The following is an 18231-nucleotide window of genomic DNA, read 5'->3' as shown; positions in this document are numbered from 1 at the left end:
CGCCCCTGCCTGGCGGCCGCGCCGCTAGACAATCGCATAACGGACTGCCTACGTTGCGTGGTCGTGACTGGAATTCGTGATCTCAAGTACCGCCAGTGGTTCAGGGGCGCCGACGTCGACGGCGACGGAGTCATCACCTGTCAGGACGTCCGGCTGATGGGTGAGCGTTACGTCGCGGCCCGTGATGCCGCGCAGCAGCCGGCGACCGCCCGCCGGCTCGTCGAGGGGCTGGAGGCGTTCTGGACCAATGTGATCGCACCGATGGATCAGGATGGAGACGGGAAGGTCGATCTCCGGGAGATGACCGAGGGGTTCCAGCGGGCGCTGGCCGATCCCGCCCTGTACCCGCAGCAGGTCGGGCCCGTGGCCGACTGCTACTTCGACCTGATCGACCTCGACGGGGACGACAAGGTCGACCTGAAGGAATTCACGGAGATCTTCGGCCTGACGGGCAACGTCTCCTCGCAGGACTGTGCCGCGGTCTTCAACGCATTGGACCTGGACGGCTCGGGCGGACTGGATCGCGCCGAGTACCACCGGGCGGTCGCGGAATTCTTCTTCGGCGACGATCCGGACGCACCTGCGGTCCACCTGTTCGGCAGGATCACCGCGTAACCGGCCGCACGGTGTCGTCCGGCCCGCTGCACCCGAGGTCGGGGCAGCGGACCGGACACCGGGTCGCACGGCGAAGGCGCGCGAGTGCCTGGGACCATCGGCTGAGGGCTTGCCTGTGCACCACCGCATCCGAGCCCCGTAGGGAAACCCTCGACCTGCGGATCTGGTCGGGCGGAAGAGTCGCCGTGACGACGCAGATCGTCACGGACGAGGACGGCGGTCGCTGCCGGACGACCTGCCCGATTCATCGTCCTTCGTGCCGGTCGGCTCTAGCGTGGGTGACACAGCGCTGGCCCACCGCAGGGCAGGGACGGAGACTCCGTCGATGAGCGACCCCTTGCGGAGGCGTCCTCGCTCGCGCAGATCGACACCGACTCTTTTTCGCTAGCCGGACGGCGTGGGCCTCTTTTGCACTACATCACCTCCCGGCCGCATGAGCAACCATTGTCCGAGGTCGGGAAACTTCAGCGGCAGAGGTGATGCAGGATGGAACGACGCATGTCGGTCGCGACGCACTGGGGCAGTTTTGTCGCCGTGGTCGATTCCGGCCGGTTGATACGCATCGAGCCGAGGCCCGATGACCCCGCTCCGTCGCCCATCGGTCCCGGAATGGTGACGGCCGCCGACGACAGCGCTCGCGTGTTACGTCCCGCGGTGCGCAAGGGCTGGCTGAACGGCGAGCCTCGCGCCCACGGCACGGCCAGGGGCACCGACGCCTTCGTGGAGGTGAGCTGGGACCAGGCGATCACACTGGTGAGCGATGAACTCCGCCGGGTTCGGTCACAGCACGGGGACAGCGCGGTGTTCGGCGGATCCTACGGTTGGGCGAGTGCGGGCAGGTTCCACCACGCGCAGGGACAACTCCACCGGTTCCTGGCGCTGGGCGGGGGATACACCGACTCCCGCAACACCTACAGCACCGCGGCTCTGGAGGTCATCCTCCCCCATGTGATCGGCGGCCATCCGTGGAGCTACCAGAGCCGGATGCCGATGTGGGACGAGATCGCCGGGAACTGTGAGCTCGTGGTGGCGTTCGGCGGGCTGGCCCTCAAGAACAGCCAGATCAACCCCGGCGGGTTGGCCAGGCACCAGACACGGGACCTGCAACGCCGGTGCCGTGAGGCCGGGGTGCGGTTCGTGAACATCAGCCCTATCCGCAGCGATACCGCCGGCTTCCTCGACGCCGAGTGGCTGCCCGTCATTCCCAACACCGACACCGCCGCGATGCTCGGCATCGCACACACGATACTGGTCAACGGGTGGCACGACGAGGATTTCCTGAGCCGGTGCTGCGTCGGATTCGACCGCTTCGCCTCCTATCTGGTCGGCGAGCTCGACGGCATCCGGAAGGACGCTGCCTGGGCGGCGAAGATCTCGGGCATCGGTCGCGACGCGATCACCGACCTCGCCCGCCGCCTCACCACCCAACGGTCACTCATCATGGTCAACTACGCCGTGCAACGGGCAGACCACGGCGAACAACCTATCTGGATGTCCGTAGTACTCGCCGCCATGGCGGGCTCGATCGGTCGGCCCGGCTGCGGCTGGGGCGCGGGTCACGCGACGATGGACGCCACAGGCGTCGCCCCGGACCGCCCTTTCGTGGCGACCATACCCGCGGTCCCCAACCCCGTTCCCGACTTCATCCCTGTCGCGAGGATCGCCGACACCCTGCTACACCCAGGTGAAGTCATCGACTACGACGGCAGCCGGCTCACCATGCCCGAGCTTCGCCTGATCTACTGGTGCGGGGGAAACCCGTTCCACCATCACCAGGATCTGCATCGGTTAACCCGCGCCTGGCAGATCCCCGACACAGTGGTGGTGCACGAAGCCTGGTGGAACACGACGGCCAAGCTCGCGGACATCGTCCTGCCCGTCGCCACCAGCCTCGAGCGCGACGACTTCGCCGCCGGATTCTCCGACCCCCACCTCGTCGCGATGCCGAAAGTCCGCGAGCCGGCAGGCGAATCGCGCACCGATCACCACATCTTCACCGCCTTGGCCTCCCAGCTCGGATACGAGAAGGAGTTCACCGAGTCGCGCAGCGAGATCGAATGGGTCCGCCACCTCTACGAGCAGACCAGGGCCCACCTCGGAGACACCGCTGCCTTACCGGCCTTCGACGACTTCTGGCGAAGCTCCACCGCCGCGCTCCCGGCCTCGACTGGACCGTTTCCCGGCAACTTCGAGGCCCTCCGCTCGGATCCGCAGCGTTTCCCCCTGCCGACGCCGTCGGGCCGAATCGAGATCTTCTCCGAGGAGATCGACTCGTTCGGCTACGACGACTGCGCCGGGCACCCGAAGTGGTTCGAACCGGTGGAGTGGCTACGTGCCGATCTGTCGGACCGGTTCCCCCTGCACCTGATCTCGAATCAGCCCGCCTCACGCCTGCACAGCCAGTACGACAACGGCGGCCACAGCCGCGCTTCGAAAATCCGCAATCGTGAGCCCGTGACGATCAACCCCTCGGACGCCGCGGCACGCGGCATCGAGAGCGGCATGATCGTGCGCGTCCACAACGACCGGGGCAGCTGTCTCGCCGGCGCGGTCCTGTCGGACGACGTCATGCCCGGCGTCGTGCAACTATCCACGGGAGCGTGGTGGGATCCGGTCCAGCCGGGCCTGAGCGGAACACTGGACCGCCACGGCAACCCAAACGCCCTCACCGCGGATCGACCGTGCTCGCGCCTGTCCCAAGGGCCAAGCGCCAACAGCGCACTGGTCGACGTCGAACCCTACGACGGCACCCTTCCCGATGTGCTCGCTTTCGCACCACCAAACTTCGCACCGCCCAGTTGACGTCCACCACGCCCGACCTGCCCGACCAGGGCGGCGAACCCGGCTACCTGTTCGCCGACCTGGAGCAAATCGGGCGCATTTGCGCTCACGCTCGCCCATGAGATCAAGACCGCCGCATCGGACCAGCCGGTCATCCTCACCGTGCACGAGATGAAACGGCTCGCCCGCAACGCCGCCGAGCTGATAACGCTCTCCGCGCACCTGCCAGGCGGCGGAGCGCAGCTGGAACTGCCGACCGGCCCACTGACCGGGATCTACGACCCGCGCGGTCTCCGGCTACCCCCTGGCACAGCATGACCGCGTCGAGCCGTCCCCGATCCGGCATTCAGCCGCGGTCGCGGCGTGAACACGGCAAGGACGGGGAGCCAGCTCGTATCGTTGCAGCCAGCTGCCCCTCCCCCGCGCTCGCTCTGGTACTTCTTTTCAGGCGCCGCTGCGGAGGTCCGCTGTCCCTCGTCCAGGGTGCGCCCGTCAAGTTCGCTCCAGTGCTCACGTGGCGAGTGCTCTGTGGTTCACCCTGGCGCGACCGCGACCGTCGAATGTGCCCGGCAGCGCGGAGCGTGGTAGCGACCCCCGCAACCCGCGCAACCGGTCGCCACAGGGGCACTGAGTGGAACTGCGTGACGTTCGTTCCGGCTATGAGACCGAGCACGAGGTGCCGCGCGGGATCGACCTGGTACTAGCACCCGGGACGGTCCCGCGATCGCCGGACCATCGGTTAGGGGAAGTCCACATTGGGTCCAGCTGTTGCCGCGGTTCTTCTTGTCGGCGGGCTCACGGCGCAACCTGTAAACCAGTTCACCGCCCGGCGGTCTTCAGGTGGAGGGCATCAACGGCCATCGCGGGGCGAACCGGACGCGCTTCGCTTCGGCTGCTGTCGTGTCACTCTTGCGCACAGTTCGATCGCTCGTATGGCGGCTCAGGGACGGGTGAGGAAGGAACAACCGCGCGGGTGTTGATCCGTCCGGGGCGAATTCCTCACGCGTTCGCGGCATCGACAGATAGGCCATTCGGCCCAAGACTGCTTGAAGAACCTGTCGCCCGGCGGAATGAGTCAACGTGTCTCGCTCAACGGTATTGGTAGCGCTGGATCGCCCTTCGAGTGGCGCGGTGACGCGTGATCAGCTGGACCGGATCTGCGCCTGCCTGAGCGACGAGGGGCATGCGGTCGCGTGGGCGGACACGGCCGAGGACGCGCTGGCACTGACGCAAAGCCGGGCGGATCTCTCAGCGGCGTTGGTGTCTTGGGACCTCGATACGCCGGAGACCGTGCTGAAGGCGCTCATGGGGAGGTACACCAAGCTCCCGGTCTTCCTGGTGACCACGGCGGCCTCGGTCGACGATCTTCCGTTGTGGGTTTCGGAGGTGGTGTCCGGCTACGTCTGGCTGCTGGAGGACACGCCGGCGTTCATCGCCGGCCGGATAGGGGTCGCCGCTCAGAGGTACCTCGACGGCGTGCTTCCGCCGTTCTTCCGCGAGCTGCTCCGGTTCGAGGACACGCACGAGTACTCTTGGCACACCCCGGCGCACGCGGGTGGCGTGGCGTTCCTGAAATCACCGGTCGGCCGGGCGTTCTTCGACTACTACGGCGAACGGTTGTTCCGCACCGACCTGTCGATCTCCGTCGCCGAACTCGGGTCGCTGTTCGAACACACCGGCCCGATCGGTGACGCCGAGCGCAACGCCGCGCGGATCTTCGGCGCGGACTTGACGTACTTCGTGCTGCACGGTGATTCCACCGCGGACCGGATCGCCTGCCACGCCAGCATCGCCACCGACGAGCTGGTGCTCGTCGACCGCAACTGCCACAAAGCCATCTACCACGGCTTGACGCTCACCGGAGGCAGACCGGTCTACCTCGTGCCCACACGCAACGGATACGGGCTCATGGGACCGATCCCGCCGTCGGTCATGGCAGCCGAAGCGGTCGCGGCCCAGATCCGTCGCAGCCCGTTCACCGAGGGGTCCGCCGGCGCGAACCCCGTGTACGCGGTGATCACCAACTCGACTTACGACGGGTTGTGCTACGACGCCGTCCGCGTCGCCGAGTTGCTAGGCGCTTCCGTGCCGCGGCTGCACTTGGATGAAGCGTGGTTCGCCTACGCCCGGTTCAATCCGCTCTACGCCCGTCGCTACGGCATGTCTGTCGACGCAGACGCGCTGCCCGACGACGTGCGACCGACGGTCTTCTCCACCCAGTCGACACACAAGCTGCTTGCCGCCATGTCGCAGAGCTCGATGGTGCATGTCAAGAACTCGCCGAGATCACCGGTCGAGCACCGGCAGCTCAACGAGACGTTCATGATGCACGCCACCACCTCGCCGATGTATCCCATGATCGCCGGGCTCGACGTGGCCGCCGCCATGATGGACGGCGCGGGCGGCCGGTGGCTCACCGACGAGGCGATCACCGAGGCCATCCGTTTCCGCCAGGCGGTCGACCGGCTCGGCGCGCGCATCCGCGAGGCCGGTGACCGGCCCGGCTGGTTCTTCGGCACCTGGCAGCCGACCGAGGTCACCGACCCCGCCACCGGGCGGCTGTACGCCTTCGCCGACGCCCCACTCGAGCTGCTGCGCACCGTGCCCGGCTGCTGGACCCTGGCTCCCGGCGCGCCTTGGCATGGCTTCGAAGGCATGGAGGACGGCTACTGCCTGCTCGACCCCATCAAGGTGTCGATCACCTGCCCGGGTGTGGACGCGCGGGGCAACGTCTCCGATATGGGCATCCCGGCCCGTATTCTCACGATGTACCTGGAGACACGCGGGATCGTCGTGGAAAAGACCGACGCGTACACCTGCCTGATCCTGTTTTCGATGGGCATCACCAAGGGCAAGTGGGGCACCCTGCTCGACGCGTTGCTGGACTTCAAGAGTCTGTACGATTCGGAGGCGACCGTCACCGACGTCCTGCCGGACCTCGTGAAAGCCCATCCCGACCGGTATCAGGACCTCACGCTGTCCGGGCTCTGCGCACAGATGCACACACAGCTCAGCAAGAGCGAGCTGACCGCGTTGCTCGACGAGGCGTTCACCCATCCGACCCCGGCCGTGCTCACCCCGGCGCAGACCTACCAACGCCTCATCCGCGGTGGAACGGAACCCGTGCGCCTCGCCGACATCGCCGGACGTACCGTCGCGACGCAGGTCGTCACCACCCCACCGGGAATCCCGGTGCTCATGCCCGGCGAGAGCACCGGCGACGCGGACGGTCCCGTGTTGCGTTATCTGCGCGCGCTGGAAACGTTCGACCGGGAATTCCCCGGTTTCCCCAGCGAAACCCATGGCGTCAACCGGGATCTCGAGGGAAGCTACTGGATCACCTGCCTGCGGTAACCACCGGTAGCGCCTCGGCCGATGGCGTGCCGTGGATCGGCTTCGACTACTGCCAGCGGCTCGCGGATGATCGGTGTTTCCGGCGTTGTTGATCAGTAGCTTCGGCTCCCGGCCGGCGGTCACCGAAGGTGGTGGCGAAGGCGTTGATCACGGGTTCCAGCACATCGTCCACCGGGCGCGGCCTGTGCCGGTGGGGTCCAAGCCTCGGGTCACAAGATACAGGCACTTCATCGCGGCCTGCTCGGTCGGGAAATGCCCGCGTGCGCGGATCGCCCGCCGGTAGCGGGCGTTCAACGATTCGATCGCGTTCGTGGAGCAGATCATCGTCCTGATCTCGACGTCGTAGTCAAGGAACGGCGTGAATTCGTCCCAAGCATTGCGCCATAGACGAATCACCGCTGAATGCTTCGCGCCCCATTTCTCTTCGAATTCGTCGAGAGCGGCCGCGGCGGCGTCCCGGCTGGGTGCGGTATAAATGGGTTTGATGTCGCGTTTCACCGCGTCCCAATCCCGGCGGGACACGAGCCGGAAGGTGTTGCGGATCAAGTGCACAACGCAGGTCTGAACAGTAGTTTGCGGCCACACGTTCGTCACGACGTCGGGCAGACCTTTGAGTCCGTCGCAGACAAGGAAGAAAACGTCCCGAACACCGCGGTTCTTCAGGTCGATCAGCACGCTCATCCAGAACTTCGCGCCCTCGCCGCCGGTGCCCATCCATAGCCCCAGGACGTCCTTGTGGCCCTCGATGGTGACGCCGACGGCAGCGTAGACGGGCCGGTTTGCGACCTGGCCGTCGCGGACCTCGACGTGGTCGCGTCGATGAATACGGCCACGTACACGGCGTCGAGAGGGCGGCTGGCCCAGTCGTTCATCTCGGCGACGACCTTGTCGGTGATCCGTGAGATCGTTTCCTTCCTGACCGAGGACCCGTAGATCTCGGCGAAATGCGCCGAGATCTCCCCGGTCGTCATTCCCTTCGCATACAACAGCAGCACGATCTCGTCCACTTCGGCGAGTCGCCGTTGCCGCTTCTTCACGATCTGCGGTTCGAACGTGCTCTTCCGATCTCGCGGCACGTTGATTCTAGAGTGTGTCTTACGTGGCGATCGGTGGCTAATGCGCCATGATGTTGGTCGTGGTTGATCGATTGTCGTTGTGTCTCGTGCCGGATGAGTTGTGGGAGCTGGTGGAGTCCTTGATCCCAGTGTTCACGCCGCGTCCGCAGGGTGGCGGGACTGCGCCGTTGGATCCGCGGCAGGTGTTCACCGCGATCGTGTATGTGCTGACCAGTGGATGTGCCTGGCGGGACCTGCCACTGTCGTTCGGGGTGCCGTTCCAGACCGCGCACCGTCGCTTCACGCTCTGGACCGAGGCCGGGCTGTGGCGCGAGCTCCATCGTGTTCTACCCGATGAACTCGGCAGCCATGGCCTGCTCGACTGGAGTCGTGCGATCGTGGACGATGCCTCCGTCCGCGCGAAAAAGGGGATCTCTGACCGGTCCCAGCCCTGTCGATCGAGGGAAGCCCGGCTCGAAAATCCACGTACTGTCCGACCGTGCCGGACTGCCGTTCACGGTCGCGATCTCCGCCGCGAACACCCCTGACTCGCTCGCGCTCAAACCCCCGGTGATGGCGATCCCCCGCGGTCAAATCCCACCGCGGCTGGCGACGACGCAAGCCCGCCAAGCTGCACGCCGACAAGGCCTACGACCAACTCGCGCTCCGACGCTGGGTCCACGACCACGGCATCATCGCCGAACAAAGCGAGATCTGCGACAACTGCGTGGACGGTGTCCATGCCAACGACTGAGCCGGTGCTGTCGCTCCACACCCGGCCGGAACCCCAATGGCGCCTGCGACGCGGACGGACGAAAGCGACACGGTAAGCGGCGTGGCGGGCGAAGGCTGCCTCCAGCTCGGCGGGGCAGAGCCGATGCAGGAACGACTGGCCGGTGTCGCAGGTGCAAGCAGCGGGTGGCGCAGACGACGTCGAAGCCGTAGGGCTTGCTGAACGCGGATGTGACCGCGTGCAGACGTTCGGTCCCGGCGCAGCCCGCGTCCGGGGTGGTGCCGAGATTAGCCGACAGGTACAGTCTGGTGAGTGGATCTCCGGGTCGTGCTGGTTGGTCAGGCAGGTCAGCTCGTGCTCCTGGTTCCGGTGGTGATCGGTGAGTGTCAGTTGTTCGCGCCGACGAGACATCGAATGATCACCAGCTGAGGTTAGCTTCGAGAAGCTACACCGGCGGCTGAATGCTGATCGGGATCCGCCGGCACCTGGGCCGGCAGCATGGGCCGGGCTGTGACGAACGAGAAGCCCGGTCTGGGAATCACTCCCGGGTGGACTGTGAGGTCGAATCACTGGTTATGGGCTCATGCCAGCCACGGCCAAACCACGCGTGGGAAACCGCGTCCTGCTGTTCGGGCTGGACCGCACCGGGGGTTGTCACACTGGTGACCGGGTGCCGCGTCAGCCCGGTGCAAGCAGGCGCGATCGATGATCAAAGATGCGCGAAGGGGTCTATGCTGATGAAAAACGGGAAGATCGTTTGGACAGCCAACTTCATTCTGATCGCTCTGCTGACCTTGGACTTGTATTTCGCTTTCGGCTCCGCGGAGATCAACTGGTGGGGCGTGGGAATTGTCACCGTCCTCACGATGGTAGTACTTGCCGTCGAGATATATTTGCTGTACCAGAAGGCTCGTCGATGAGTGCGCCTGCGGCGCGCTGGGCGCCCGGCAACGCCTTGGGTGGCGAGGATGTCAGTTTGGTCCACGTCCAGACACTTGGTGGCCAGAAAGCTTTCGGTGGCACTCAGGGCCCCTGTCGAGCCCGAGTCTGATCTCCAGGCCGACCAGCACTCCTCCGAAGATGTCCTCAAGTTTGTGCTGGTACCGCTTGAGCCACCCCACGCCGACTGCGCTCTCGTTCACGGAAACCAGCGGTGCACCCTCCGCCGACGATCACCTGGCCCGTCGACATTCCGAGCGCACTCCGAACCGTCTACAGTGGATTGATTCGCCGTCTGCTCCACTATCAGACGACGCCTTGTCATCACCTCGGCAAACTGTGGCTATGGTCATTGGCGTTGCGCCAATATCCGGCGGCGCCACCTGACTTAAACCCACACCGGACTCGACCTCGAGCCAGAACCGCCGTAATCCAGCCGCTTTGGAATCTGTCATGTGTTTCTGCAGTTCCGGCTCAACCCGCGCCTGACTCGCTACGGTACCTCGCCGAAGACCATGCGGCGCCCGCGAGCGGTGTCCATGTACTCGCGGACCCGGTGGACAAGTCCGTCGCGGAGTTCGAAGACGATGCAGTAGTCGTTGGCGTAGTGGTTGCCGTTGGCCAGCGTCGCCGTCATGGTCTCCTCCACAATCACGCGCTCGCCGTCGGCATAGAGCCCGTGGAAGGTCACGGTGACGTCACTCACGAAAAAGCGCGGGAAGTCCTCGGCGAGGAACTGCACGATCGCTTTCCTGCCGACCATATGAGCCGGGCCCTCCAGTGCGACGGCGGTGGCGTTTCCCGGGGGCGCCAGCCATTCGGCGTCCTCGGTGAAGACCGCGGAGATCTGGTCCGCGTCGTGGCTGGCGAACGCCTTCCAGGCGTTCTGGACGATGTCACGGCTCTGCTGAGACATGCCCGCAACCCTAGGCGATCATGGGCCGGAAGGGGTGGCGGATTTCCGACGTCACCCACTCCCGCTCCGAACCGACGGGACTCAGACACAAGCTCCAGGAACCTGAATTCTTAAGGTCTGCAGTAACCGAATTAAAAGACCGGGGGCGATGGACGGTGGTGTTCTCGTCGCTGGATCGACTCGCCGCGTACGCCGGTCAATGTGACTACTTGTCCACGACGGCACCGCCGGGGACTCGCTGGACAACGCCGCGCTCGCGCTGACGCGATCTCGCCGACTGCCTGGCCTGGACACAAGCCCGGGTCACGCAAGCGATCGCCCAAGGGAAAGCAGGGTGAGGCGAGACTCAGCGGGCGGTCGAGGCCCACGGCCGCGCAGCGGCGGAGGCCGACGTGCGGAACCGGGCGAACAGCGAGCGCGGCGCCCCCGCCGTCGTGCAGCCGCCGTCCTTCACCGGTCCGGTGAGGCGAAACGGCAGGCGGCTCGCGACATTGTGTCCCGAGCCCGCCGGCAACTCCGTGGCGAGGGCGACCGGTGCGCCGAGGCGCTGAAAGCCGAAGCGGCGCCGGCACCGCAGGACTCCCGCAAAGCAAGCCGACGCGAACTTCTACGGCGGCATGCTCGACAGCGCCCAAGGCCTGCTCGAAGGACTGTGGGGCGCGGTCAGCGACCCCGGCGGCACGGTCGCCGCGATGGCCCCCGATGTCACCCACCCGGTCGACACCCTCAAGGTGATGGTCGCCTGGGCCGACTGGGCGGCCGGCCGCGGCGACCGGGCGCTCGGGAAGATCACCGGCGACGTGGTCATCGCTGCCGCCATTTTCGGGGCCGGGGAACTTCTCATGGCGATTGTGATGACAGTATGTGCCTCGTGGATCACAGGGAGAACGCCGATACGGATCAGCTGAGCCAAGCGCCTGGATGAACGCTGTCGAAGCGAGTGAGCGGCCGATCGATCTGGTGCGCGCCAACCCGGACCTGGCGAACCATGCACAGGGTTGCGATGAACTGACAATACAGGCCGCGGAGCGTACGCTCGGTATCCCGCTTCCGCCGTCCTATCGTCGTTTGAAGGTGACGGGGTGATCGGTTCGGTCTGGACTTCGTCAGGCGGTGTTGCGCTTCTTGCCGATCAGGGCAGGTACCAGCAGCAGCGACAGCAGCGACAGCAGCGGGCTGGCGACCAGTGCCCAGGTGAACGCCGTGCTGTAGCTCTGCGGGTCGGTGGCCGAGCCGAGGACGGAGAAGAAGATCAGGCCGATCACCGCCACACCGAACGCGACTCCCACCTGCATCAGGGTCTGGATGACACCGGAGGCTGACCCGGCGTCGCCCTCGGGAACGTCCTTCAGTGCGGCGCCGATGAGCGGGCTGACGCCCAAGCCCTGCCCGAGGCCGACGACGAACAGAGCGGGCGCCAGCAGCAGCCCGGTCATGTCGGGGCCCGCGGCGATCACGCAGACCAGCAGGATGACGTTACCGACGACGTTGATCGCGTATCCGATGCTCAGCACGTGGTTGCCCACCCTGGTCTGGATCCGCAGGGCCAGCATCGATCCGAGGCCGAACGCGACGGCCAGCGGGCTGAACGTCAGACCCGCGTAGAGCGCTGAGTGGCCCAGACCGTTCTGCAGTTGCAGCGGCAGCAGGAAGAACAGACCGCTGTTGCCCGCGAAGAAGATCAACGCGATGGCGTTGCCCGCGCTGAAGGTGCGGATGCGGAACAATGCGGGCGGTACCAGCGCGAATCGGCCCTGCGTGGTGCGGCGCTGCTCGTAGGCCAGGAACGCGGCCAACGCCGGGGCCGTCAGCACCAGCATCGCGATCAGCCACGCGGGCCAGCCGAACTCCCTACCCTGGATCAGCGGGAAGGTCAGCAGCGCCAGGGTGAGCGTCAGCAGGCCGAGGCCGGGCAGGTCCAGCTTGGGCCGCGCCGTGGTCTCGGTTCTGGGCAGCGACACCGCGGCGATGGCCAAGGTGGCCAGACCGACCGGCACGTTGATCAGGAACACCGTGCGCCAGCCCAGGTCGAACAGGTTCGCCTCCACCAGCACACCACCGATGAGCTGCCCGGCTATCGAAGCCAGCGAGATGGTGGTGCCGTATACGGCGAACACGGTGGCCCGCTGCTTGCCGGTGAAGCTGAGCTGCAAAATCGACAGCACCTGCGGGTACAGCAGGGCGGCGCCAACGGCCTGCGCCACCCGGAACACGACCAGCATCGACGGATTCGGCGCCAGACCGCAGGCCAGCGAAGCCACGCTGAACAGCGCGGAACCGATCAGGAACAGCTTGCGGTGGCCGTGGATGTCGCCGAGACGGCCCGCGAGCACGAGCAGCAGCCCGTAGACCAGCACATACCCACCGATGATCAGCTGGATTTCGGAGAAGCTGGTGTTGAGATCGGTGCGGATGGCGGGGGTGGCCACGTTGACGATGAAGTCGTTGAGCATGGACAGGAACGTGCCGGTCATGACTGCCACCAGCATCAGTCGCCGGCGACCGGTCAGCCCCCTCGGCTCGACCTGGTCCGACCCCACGCCGGGGGTCGTGGTCTGGGACGCGGACATCGGTAAGGCACCTTTCGGGACGCGGTCGGAACTCTCCCGTCGATCCTGCTGAGGGCGGCGCGGGTGAACAATCCTCGTCTCGGCAACAAGCGGTAAGCTGGGCTTAACGATTGAGGTGATCGGGGTCCGGGTGGAACTTCGCGAGATCGAGTGCTTCCTCGTACTGGCCGAGGAAATGCACTTCCGGCGCACGGCTGAGCGGCTGCACCTGTCACCTGCCCGGGTGAGTCAGACCATCCGGCTGCTGGAGCGGCGGGTGGGCGCGACGCTCTTCGAGCGGACCAGCAGGCGGGTCCGGCTCACGGCCCTCGGGAAAAGTTTTCACCAGGAGGTGCGTCCCGTGTTCCAGGAGTTGCACCGGGTGTTCGACCGGGTGACCGCGGCCGCCCGTGAGGTCGACGGTGTGCTTCGGCTGGGGTTTCTCGGCTCGGCGGCCAACGAGCTGACCGCCGACATCCTCGGCCGCTTCCGTGACCGCTACCCGGGTTGCCAGGTCACCATGAGCGAAGTCCACTGCGCCGACCCGCTGGGTCCGCTCCGCTCCGACGACGTGGACGTGCTGATCACCCGGTTGCCGGTGCACGAGGACGACCTGACCGTGGGGCCGATCCTCCTGTCGGAGCGCCGGGTGCTGGCTGTGCCGCCCGGGCACCGCTTCTCCCGCAGGGTATCCATCAGCGTCGAAGATCTGGCCGAGGAGACCCTGGTCGACGTCGCGGGCCCAGCGCCGGAGTACTGGTGGGAGTTCCACGCCCCGGCACGCACCCCCAGTGGCAGGCGGATCCCACGCGGGCCCGCGGTCGCCACGTTCCAGGAGTTGCTCGCGCAGATCGGTGCGGGCTCGGGTGTATCCCCCGTGGTGGAATCGGTCTCGCGCTACTACGCGCGGCCGGACGTGTCGCTGGTGCCGATCCGGGACATGCCGCACTCGGAGGTCGCCCTGGTGTGGCGCGCGGGCGCGGAGACGGCGCTGCTGACCGCCTTCGCCGACGTGGCGACCGAGGCGGCCGCCCAGGCGCGGCGGCAGCGGGTCCGCACCAACGCCTGATCCATCAGCCCGCGGCACGGGTCTCGCCCTGTTGGCCGGCCGAGTGGGCCGAGGGCGGCCAGTCCTGCCTGCAGCCGCGACTGCAGGTGGCGCTTGGTGAGGTGCCCACGAGGCATGCGAGCGCGCGGGGCCGCCGGACCGGGGCGGAATGACTCGTCGCGAAGGTGCGGCGGCGGTCTCGGGAGAGGCGGGACCACCGATCATGTCGGGCGGCAGGAAGGACGATCCGCAGGTGGTTGACGCGAAGAAGGTCCGTCACGTGACCACCACACCGCCCGAGCTGGACGCGGTCCGGCGTGACAACACGGCAACGGTCGCCACCTTGCGCGCGATCCCCGATGTGGTCGGCCTGCTCCGATCCACGACCGCTGTCGATCCGGACAACGGCGAGACTCTGGGCATCGTGTGGGACCTGTGGAGTCACCACATCGAAGACGACCAGCCGATGATGCGGGTCGGTCTCCGGGGGGAGGGTCTGTACCTGCGGTTGGGCCGCGACACCGACGCCGAACGCGTCCAGCGACAACTCGACAACCTCGATGTGGCACAGAAGTCGGTGGGTTAACCGTGACGAGAAAGCCTGACCGTAGAAGCCATCTGTCGGCGCACGCCCTGAGGACGTCCGAGAGTGTCACCTCCATCGTTCTTCCGCCTGGCTGGGATGATTCCGGGCTGAGTGCAGCAGAGAGTTCTGGGCGGAACGCGTCACACGATTGGGCGGGCTCTGTAGATGCCGATCACCTGGACCGCATCGGCGAAAGTCCGCTGAATTCGCGCCTGGCGGTGTCGCACACCTGATTCTTGAGGTCATCGCCTACGCGGCCGAGGAAGCCGAGAGCAACGCGGGCGGACGAGCCACCGTCGCTCTGCATCCCGACGGCTCGGTGTCGGTGTCGGACAACGGGCGAGGCACCGACACCCGTCTCAACGACCGGGGGCAGATCGTGAAGAAACCGATCATGGCGACAAAGGAGCTGCGGTTCTTCAGGTCGAAGGCGCACTCCATGCCGAGCAGAGCGGCGCGGGTGACCGCGCCGGCGTCAATTCTGCGTGTCGTCGCCCAGGGCGTGCGCGTTGTAGGCCAGCAGCTCCCAGGAGTGTCCGTCCGGGTCGTCGACGGCCCGGTTGTACAGCCAGCCCATGTCCTGGGCCGCACGTGGCTCGGTGGCACCCGCGGCGAGCGCCGCGTCGGCCAGGCGGTCCACTTCTTCGCGCGACCCGGCGGCCAGTGCGTTGATCACCTCGATCGGGCCATCCGCTGTGGTTCGCTTGGTGAACGTCGCGAAGGTCCCGCGTGTCATCAGCTGCACCACGATCGCGTCAGCGAACACCACCTGGACAGAGGTGTCACCGCTGAACTCCGGATTGACCGCTCCCCCCAACGCCAGATAGACCTTCGTGCTCGCTTCCAAATCGGTGACCGGCAGATTGACGTAAATCTGCGTGATTGCCATGACATGCCCTCCAGGATGTCGGTGTGCCGGGCGCTCCCGGTGTCACCACGAAATCTAGGGGCGTACCGCGACCTCGGTCTTGTACAGGAGCGACAACATCTCCTCGCCGCCGGCCTGCCTCAGCTGGGATGCCGTGCGTCCGGTGAACCGGGTCAGTGAGCGCGCCAGGTGTGGCTGGTCGTGATATCCGACCTGCTGCACGACGTCGATCGCGGCCATCCCCTGACCCAACAACATCACGGCCTGCCTCGCTCGCTCGATCTGCCGGATCGCGCCCTGAGTCAACCCGGTCGCCGCGGCCACCCGCCGCTGCACCGACCGCGGTGTGACCAGAGTGGCCGTGTCCCCGCGGAGCACATCGGCGACCAGCGGATCGCGCACCAGCAGTCCGGCACGGACCAGGCGGTTCACGAAGACGTCGGCGTTGTCGTAGGTCGGCGTTTCCCATTCCTCGCCCTGCAGAATGAACGAGTGGGCCGTGGTGTGCGGACTCGACACGGCGGTGTCGACCAGCCGGGGCACCGGCATCGGCGGCAGGAAGGCGCCGTGCTGGAAGATGATCCCGATCGTCTGCCCCTCCCCCAGGCTTGGGTCTAGGTCCAGCACAGTGGGACCCGTCTCAGGGCCGCGCACAGTCACCTGCGTCTCGCCCCGGTCACGCCACACCACGAGCTCCCAATTCGAGTTCGCGAGGGACCGCATCCGCGCCGGCACCACCACGGCGGCCTTCCCAGCGCGATAAACCCGCTCCACATACGGAGAATCGGATGGACGCTGCTCGACGCCACCATCGAGATCAAGATTCACGGTCAAGAAGCTAACACCAGCGCCAGAGCACAACCTTCGGCCGTGTTCGCATGACCCGACCGTGGCGTCAGTCCTGGCTTACGGTTGACGGCGATCTTCAGGAGAGGATGCCTGCCATCGGAGGTGCACCTGGTGGTTGTGCTCGACGTGGCCGATCACCTTGCCGGCGATCGTGTCCCCTATCGACGGCAGTGAAGCCTCACGCGGCACAGTCGTGACTTCGACCAGACCGACCGCGTCGGGCACGCCCTCGATACGCACGACGACACCGAACCGTTGCCGCCCGATCACCTCGCCCGTAACGAGCATCCCCACAGGCAAGACCGCCAGCGTCGCGGCCCACGCATCACGAGCCCGTTGCCCGAGACGCTGGGCATCCGGCCACGAGTACCCGGTCACCTCATGACTATGGCATCCGGAGCGGACACCACCGACACTGAAGGTTGAAGTCAGCGCGCAGAAGAGAAGACAGTGAACATCGAGCCTGCCCGAGTCGCCGGCGGGCTCATGTATTCGGGGCCCCTCGTGTTCCTCCCAGACTCGCACTTCCCGGCGACAGCTGGCCGGCCCGTTCCAACCAGCTGTCGATCACGTCGTAGCCGGCGCGGGAGCACTAGCCTGAACAACCTTGGGTAGCCGGAAGCCCTGCCACTGCCATTCAGTTCCGGCACATTGTCGGATGAGATCGACGGTCAGCGGTCCGCCCTGAGGATGCAAGATCACGGCGCGGAGCTCTGCGTCGTAGCCAGTTCGCATAGTTCTGATGAGAGGCACTCGCAGGCCCACAGTGGTTCGACGGGCGGCCACCAACACAGCAAAGCCACCGTTGCCCCCGCCGAACTTGCTCCACACCTTGCCCGCCGCCCCGGACAGGCACGAACCAGTCGCCCTTGCTGCGGCGGCGAGCCCTCAACGGTGGCGCTTACCGCTATGCATCAAGCCAGAGCGCGGCACGACTGCTCGAAGAGACCCCGAATACCGCTCCCCCACTTCGGGCAGGTTTCACGACCAAGGATTGTGACATCTACAAATAATGTGTCACACTCTAGGTCGTCCGCAACACCTGCCGGACACCCGGGCACAAACTCGACATGGGGGCTTCGATGAAATCTCGGACCGCGAAAATCATGCTCGCCGCGACACTGACGAGTGTCGGACTGTCCATCGCCGTGGCGTCGCCGGCGTCCGCGGCCCCTCGCTATTGCACTGCATCACCGGAGGGAAACGGGGCGAAGGCCTACTGTTACGCGTCTGCTTCCGGCACGCAGTACCGGGCGGTGGCCCGCTGCAAGTACCAGACTCCTACCGGCAGCTGGGACTACTCGAACTTCTACAGCGGCTGGGAACGGCAGGGAGATCCCGGCAACGCCACCGTGCAGTGTGGCCTCGGGTGGACCTTTCTCGAGCCCAACGCCCAAGTACGCTGACTTTCACGCACTGATTTCGTGACCACGCGGAGAGCGCTGATCCGGGTCGATCAGTGCTCTCCGCCGGTCCTGCGCCGACAGGGTCTCGATTTCTCCTAGTCGAGGCCCTTCTCGATCCAGTCCAGAACAGAGACATGGACCGGACGCCAGCCGAGGTGACCGCGGCCACGAGTTGAGAACCGCCCCCGCGGTAGGTTCTTCGACCAGCATCTGACATTGCCACGAGAGGGCAACCTCGCGCCCGACAACCGCCCGCGTGCGGGCGACGCCGCAGGGCGGTCTTCAGTCGCCGACAAGGTCGCCCACCACGATGCATCCAGCGCCTGCTTCCGGATGTGATCGCGAGAGACGGTGCTGCCGTCGCGTTGGTCAACGGCTGGGGCCTGCGCTTCCCCGGACACGCCATCGGCTTGGCGGATCGCAGGCTGAGCAAGACCGTGGGCTCGCTCGGCGATCAGGTGCAGAAGCTGACCTGGGTCCGAGACCACCTTGAGGAAGGGTCAGGCGCGTGATGCGCGGCCAACGCCGAGGT

The 18231-nt window shown here is 66.3% G+C and carries 15 protein-coding genes and 2 pseudogenes; 11 read left to right on the top strand and 6 right to left on the bottom strand.

Annotation, left to right across the window (positions count from 1 at the left end):
- Positions 1-63: 63 nt before the first annotated feature.
- The 4 genes from P3102_RS15845 (at position 64) to P3102_RS15830 (ending at position 6750) form a co-directional block, all read left to right on the top strand.
- Positions 64-615 carry an EF-hand domain-containing protein gene (locus P3102_RS15845; protein WP_276370090.1) on the top strand — a complete coding sequence of 184 codons (552 nt, stop codon included), beginning with the start codon at positions 64-66 and terminating at the stop codon, positions 613-615.
- 486 nt (positions 616-1101) lie between these two features.
- Positions 1102-3417: a molybdopterin-dependent oxidoreductase gene (locus P3102_RS15840; protein ID WP_276370088.1), complete on the top strand. Its 2316-nt coding sequence runs from the start codon at positions 1102-1104 to the stop codon at positions 3415-3417.
- A 150-nt stretch (positions 3418-3567) separates the two neighbouring features.
- Positions 3568-3714: a hypothetical protein gene (locus tag P3102_RS15835; protein WP_276370087.1), complete on the top strand. Its 147-nt coding sequence runs from the start codon at positions 3568-3570 to the stop codon at positions 3712-3714.
- Positions 3715-4527: 813 nt separating this feature from the next.
- Positions 4528-6750, top strand: coding sequence for an Orn/Lys/Arg decarboxylase N-terminal domain-containing protein (locus P3102_RS15830; protein ID WP_276370084.1), 2223 nt, complete (start codon positions 4528-4530; stop codon positions 6748-6750).
- Positions 6751-6796: 46 nt separating this feature from the next.
- Here the strand turns inward: P3102_RS15830 and P3102_RS15825 are convergent.
- Positions 6797-7832: pseudogene (locus P3102_RS15825) on the bottom strand (IS256 family transposase); the annotation flags it as partial.
- A 53-nt stretch (positions 7833-7885) separates the two neighbouring features.
- Here P3102_RS15825 and P3102_RS15820 point away from each other — a divergent pair.
- Positions 7886-8484: pseudogene (locus P3102_RS15820) on the top strand (IS5 family transposase); the annotation flags it as partial.
- Positions 8485-9269: 785 nt separating this feature from the next.
- A complete protein-coding gene (locus tag P3102_RS15815; protein WP_276370083.1) occupies positions 9270-9458 on the top strand; it encodes a hypothetical protein in 189 nt (62 codons plus the stop codon).
- 512 nt (positions 9459-9970) lie between these two features.
- Here the strand turns inward: P3102_RS15815 and P3102_RS15810 are convergent.
- Positions 9971-10393, bottom strand: coding sequence for a nuclear transport factor 2 family protein (locus tag P3102_RS15810; RefSeq protein WP_276370082.1), 423 nt, complete (start codon positions 10391-10393; stop codon positions 9971-9973).
- 617 nt (positions 10394-11010) lie between these two features.
- Here P3102_RS15810 and P3102_RS15805 point away from each other — a divergent pair.
- Positions 11011-11301 (top strand): hypothetical protein, encoded by a 291-nt coding sequence (locus P3102_RS15805; protein WP_276370081.1) that lies wholly within the window; start codon positions 11011-11013, stop codon positions 11299-11301.
- A 198-nt stretch (positions 11302-11499) separates the two neighbouring features.
- On the opposite strand, the gene P3102_RS15800 is transcribed toward P3102_RS15805, so the two are convergent.
- A complete protein-coding gene (locus P3102_RS15800) occupies positions 11500-12963 on the bottom strand; it encodes an MFS transporter (RefSeq protein WP_276370079.1) in 1464 nt (487 codons plus the stop codon).
- A gap of 130 nt (positions 12964-13093) precedes the next feature.
- Between P3102_RS15800 and P3102_RS15795 the strand changes: the two genes are divergently transcribed.
- Positions 13094-14011, top strand: a complete 918-nt coding sequence (locus P3102_RS15795; RefSeq protein ID WP_276370078.1) for a LysR family transcriptional regulator — start codon at positions 13094-13096, stop codon at positions 14009-14011.
- Positions 14012-14270: 259 nt separating this feature from the next.
- Positions 14271-14576 carry a hypothetical protein gene (locus P3102_RS15790; RefSeq protein ID WP_276370076.1) on the top strand — a complete coding sequence of 102 codons (306 nt, stop codon included), beginning with the start codon at positions 14271-14273 and terminating at the stop codon, positions 14574-14576.
- Between the two features lie 475 nt (positions 14577-15051).
- Here the strand turns inward: P3102_RS15790 and P3102_RS15785 are convergent, their stop codons facing one another.
- The 3 genes from P3102_RS15785 to P3102_RS15775 all read right to left on the bottom strand — a co-directional run bounded on the left by P3102_RS15785 (position 15052) and on the right by P3102_RS15775 (position 16581).
- Entirely contained in the window at positions 15052-15465 is a 414-nt protein-coding gene (locus tag P3102_RS15785; protein ID WP_276360487.1) for a VOC family protein, read from the bottom strand.
- Positions 15466-15519: 54 nt separating this feature from the next.
- Positions 15520-16272, bottom strand: a complete 753-nt coding sequence (locus P3102_RS15780) for a helix-turn-helix domain-containing protein (protein WP_276370075.1) — start codon at positions 16270-16272, stop codon at positions 15520-15522.
- A gap of 78 nt (positions 16273-16350) precedes the next feature.
- Positions 16351-16581, bottom strand: coding sequence for a hypothetical protein (locus P3102_RS15775; protein ID WP_276370073.1), 231 nt, complete (start codon positions 16579-16581; stop codon positions 16351-16353).
- Between the two features lie 794 nt (positions 16582-17375).
- On the opposite strand from P3102_RS15775, the gene P3102_RS15770 reads away from it, so the two are divergent.
- Together P3102_RS15770 and P3102_RS15765 are read left to right on the top strand one after the other, a co-directional pair.
- Positions 17376-17699 (top strand): hypothetical protein, encoded by a 324-nt coding sequence (locus tag P3102_RS15770; protein WP_276370072.1) that lies wholly within the window; start codon positions 17376-17378, stop codon positions 17697-17699.
- A gap of 335 nt (positions 17700-18034) precedes the next feature.
- Positions 18035-18211 carry a hypothetical protein gene (locus P3102_RS15765; protein WP_276370071.1) on the top strand — a complete coding sequence of 59 codons (177 nt, stop codon included), beginning with the start codon at positions 18035-18037 and terminating at the stop codon, positions 18209-18211.
- Positions 18212-18231: the final 20 nt, after the last annotated feature.

Origin of the sequence: Amycolatopsis sp. QT-25 (assembly GCF_029369745.1) — a bacterium.
Taxonomy (GTDB): Bacteria; Actinomycetota; Actinomycetes; order Mycobacteriales; family Pseudonocardiaceae; genus Amycolatopsis.
The sequence above is the reverse complement of the archived record's forward strand: the minus strand, read 5'-3'. Positions and strand labels throughout refer to the sequence as shown.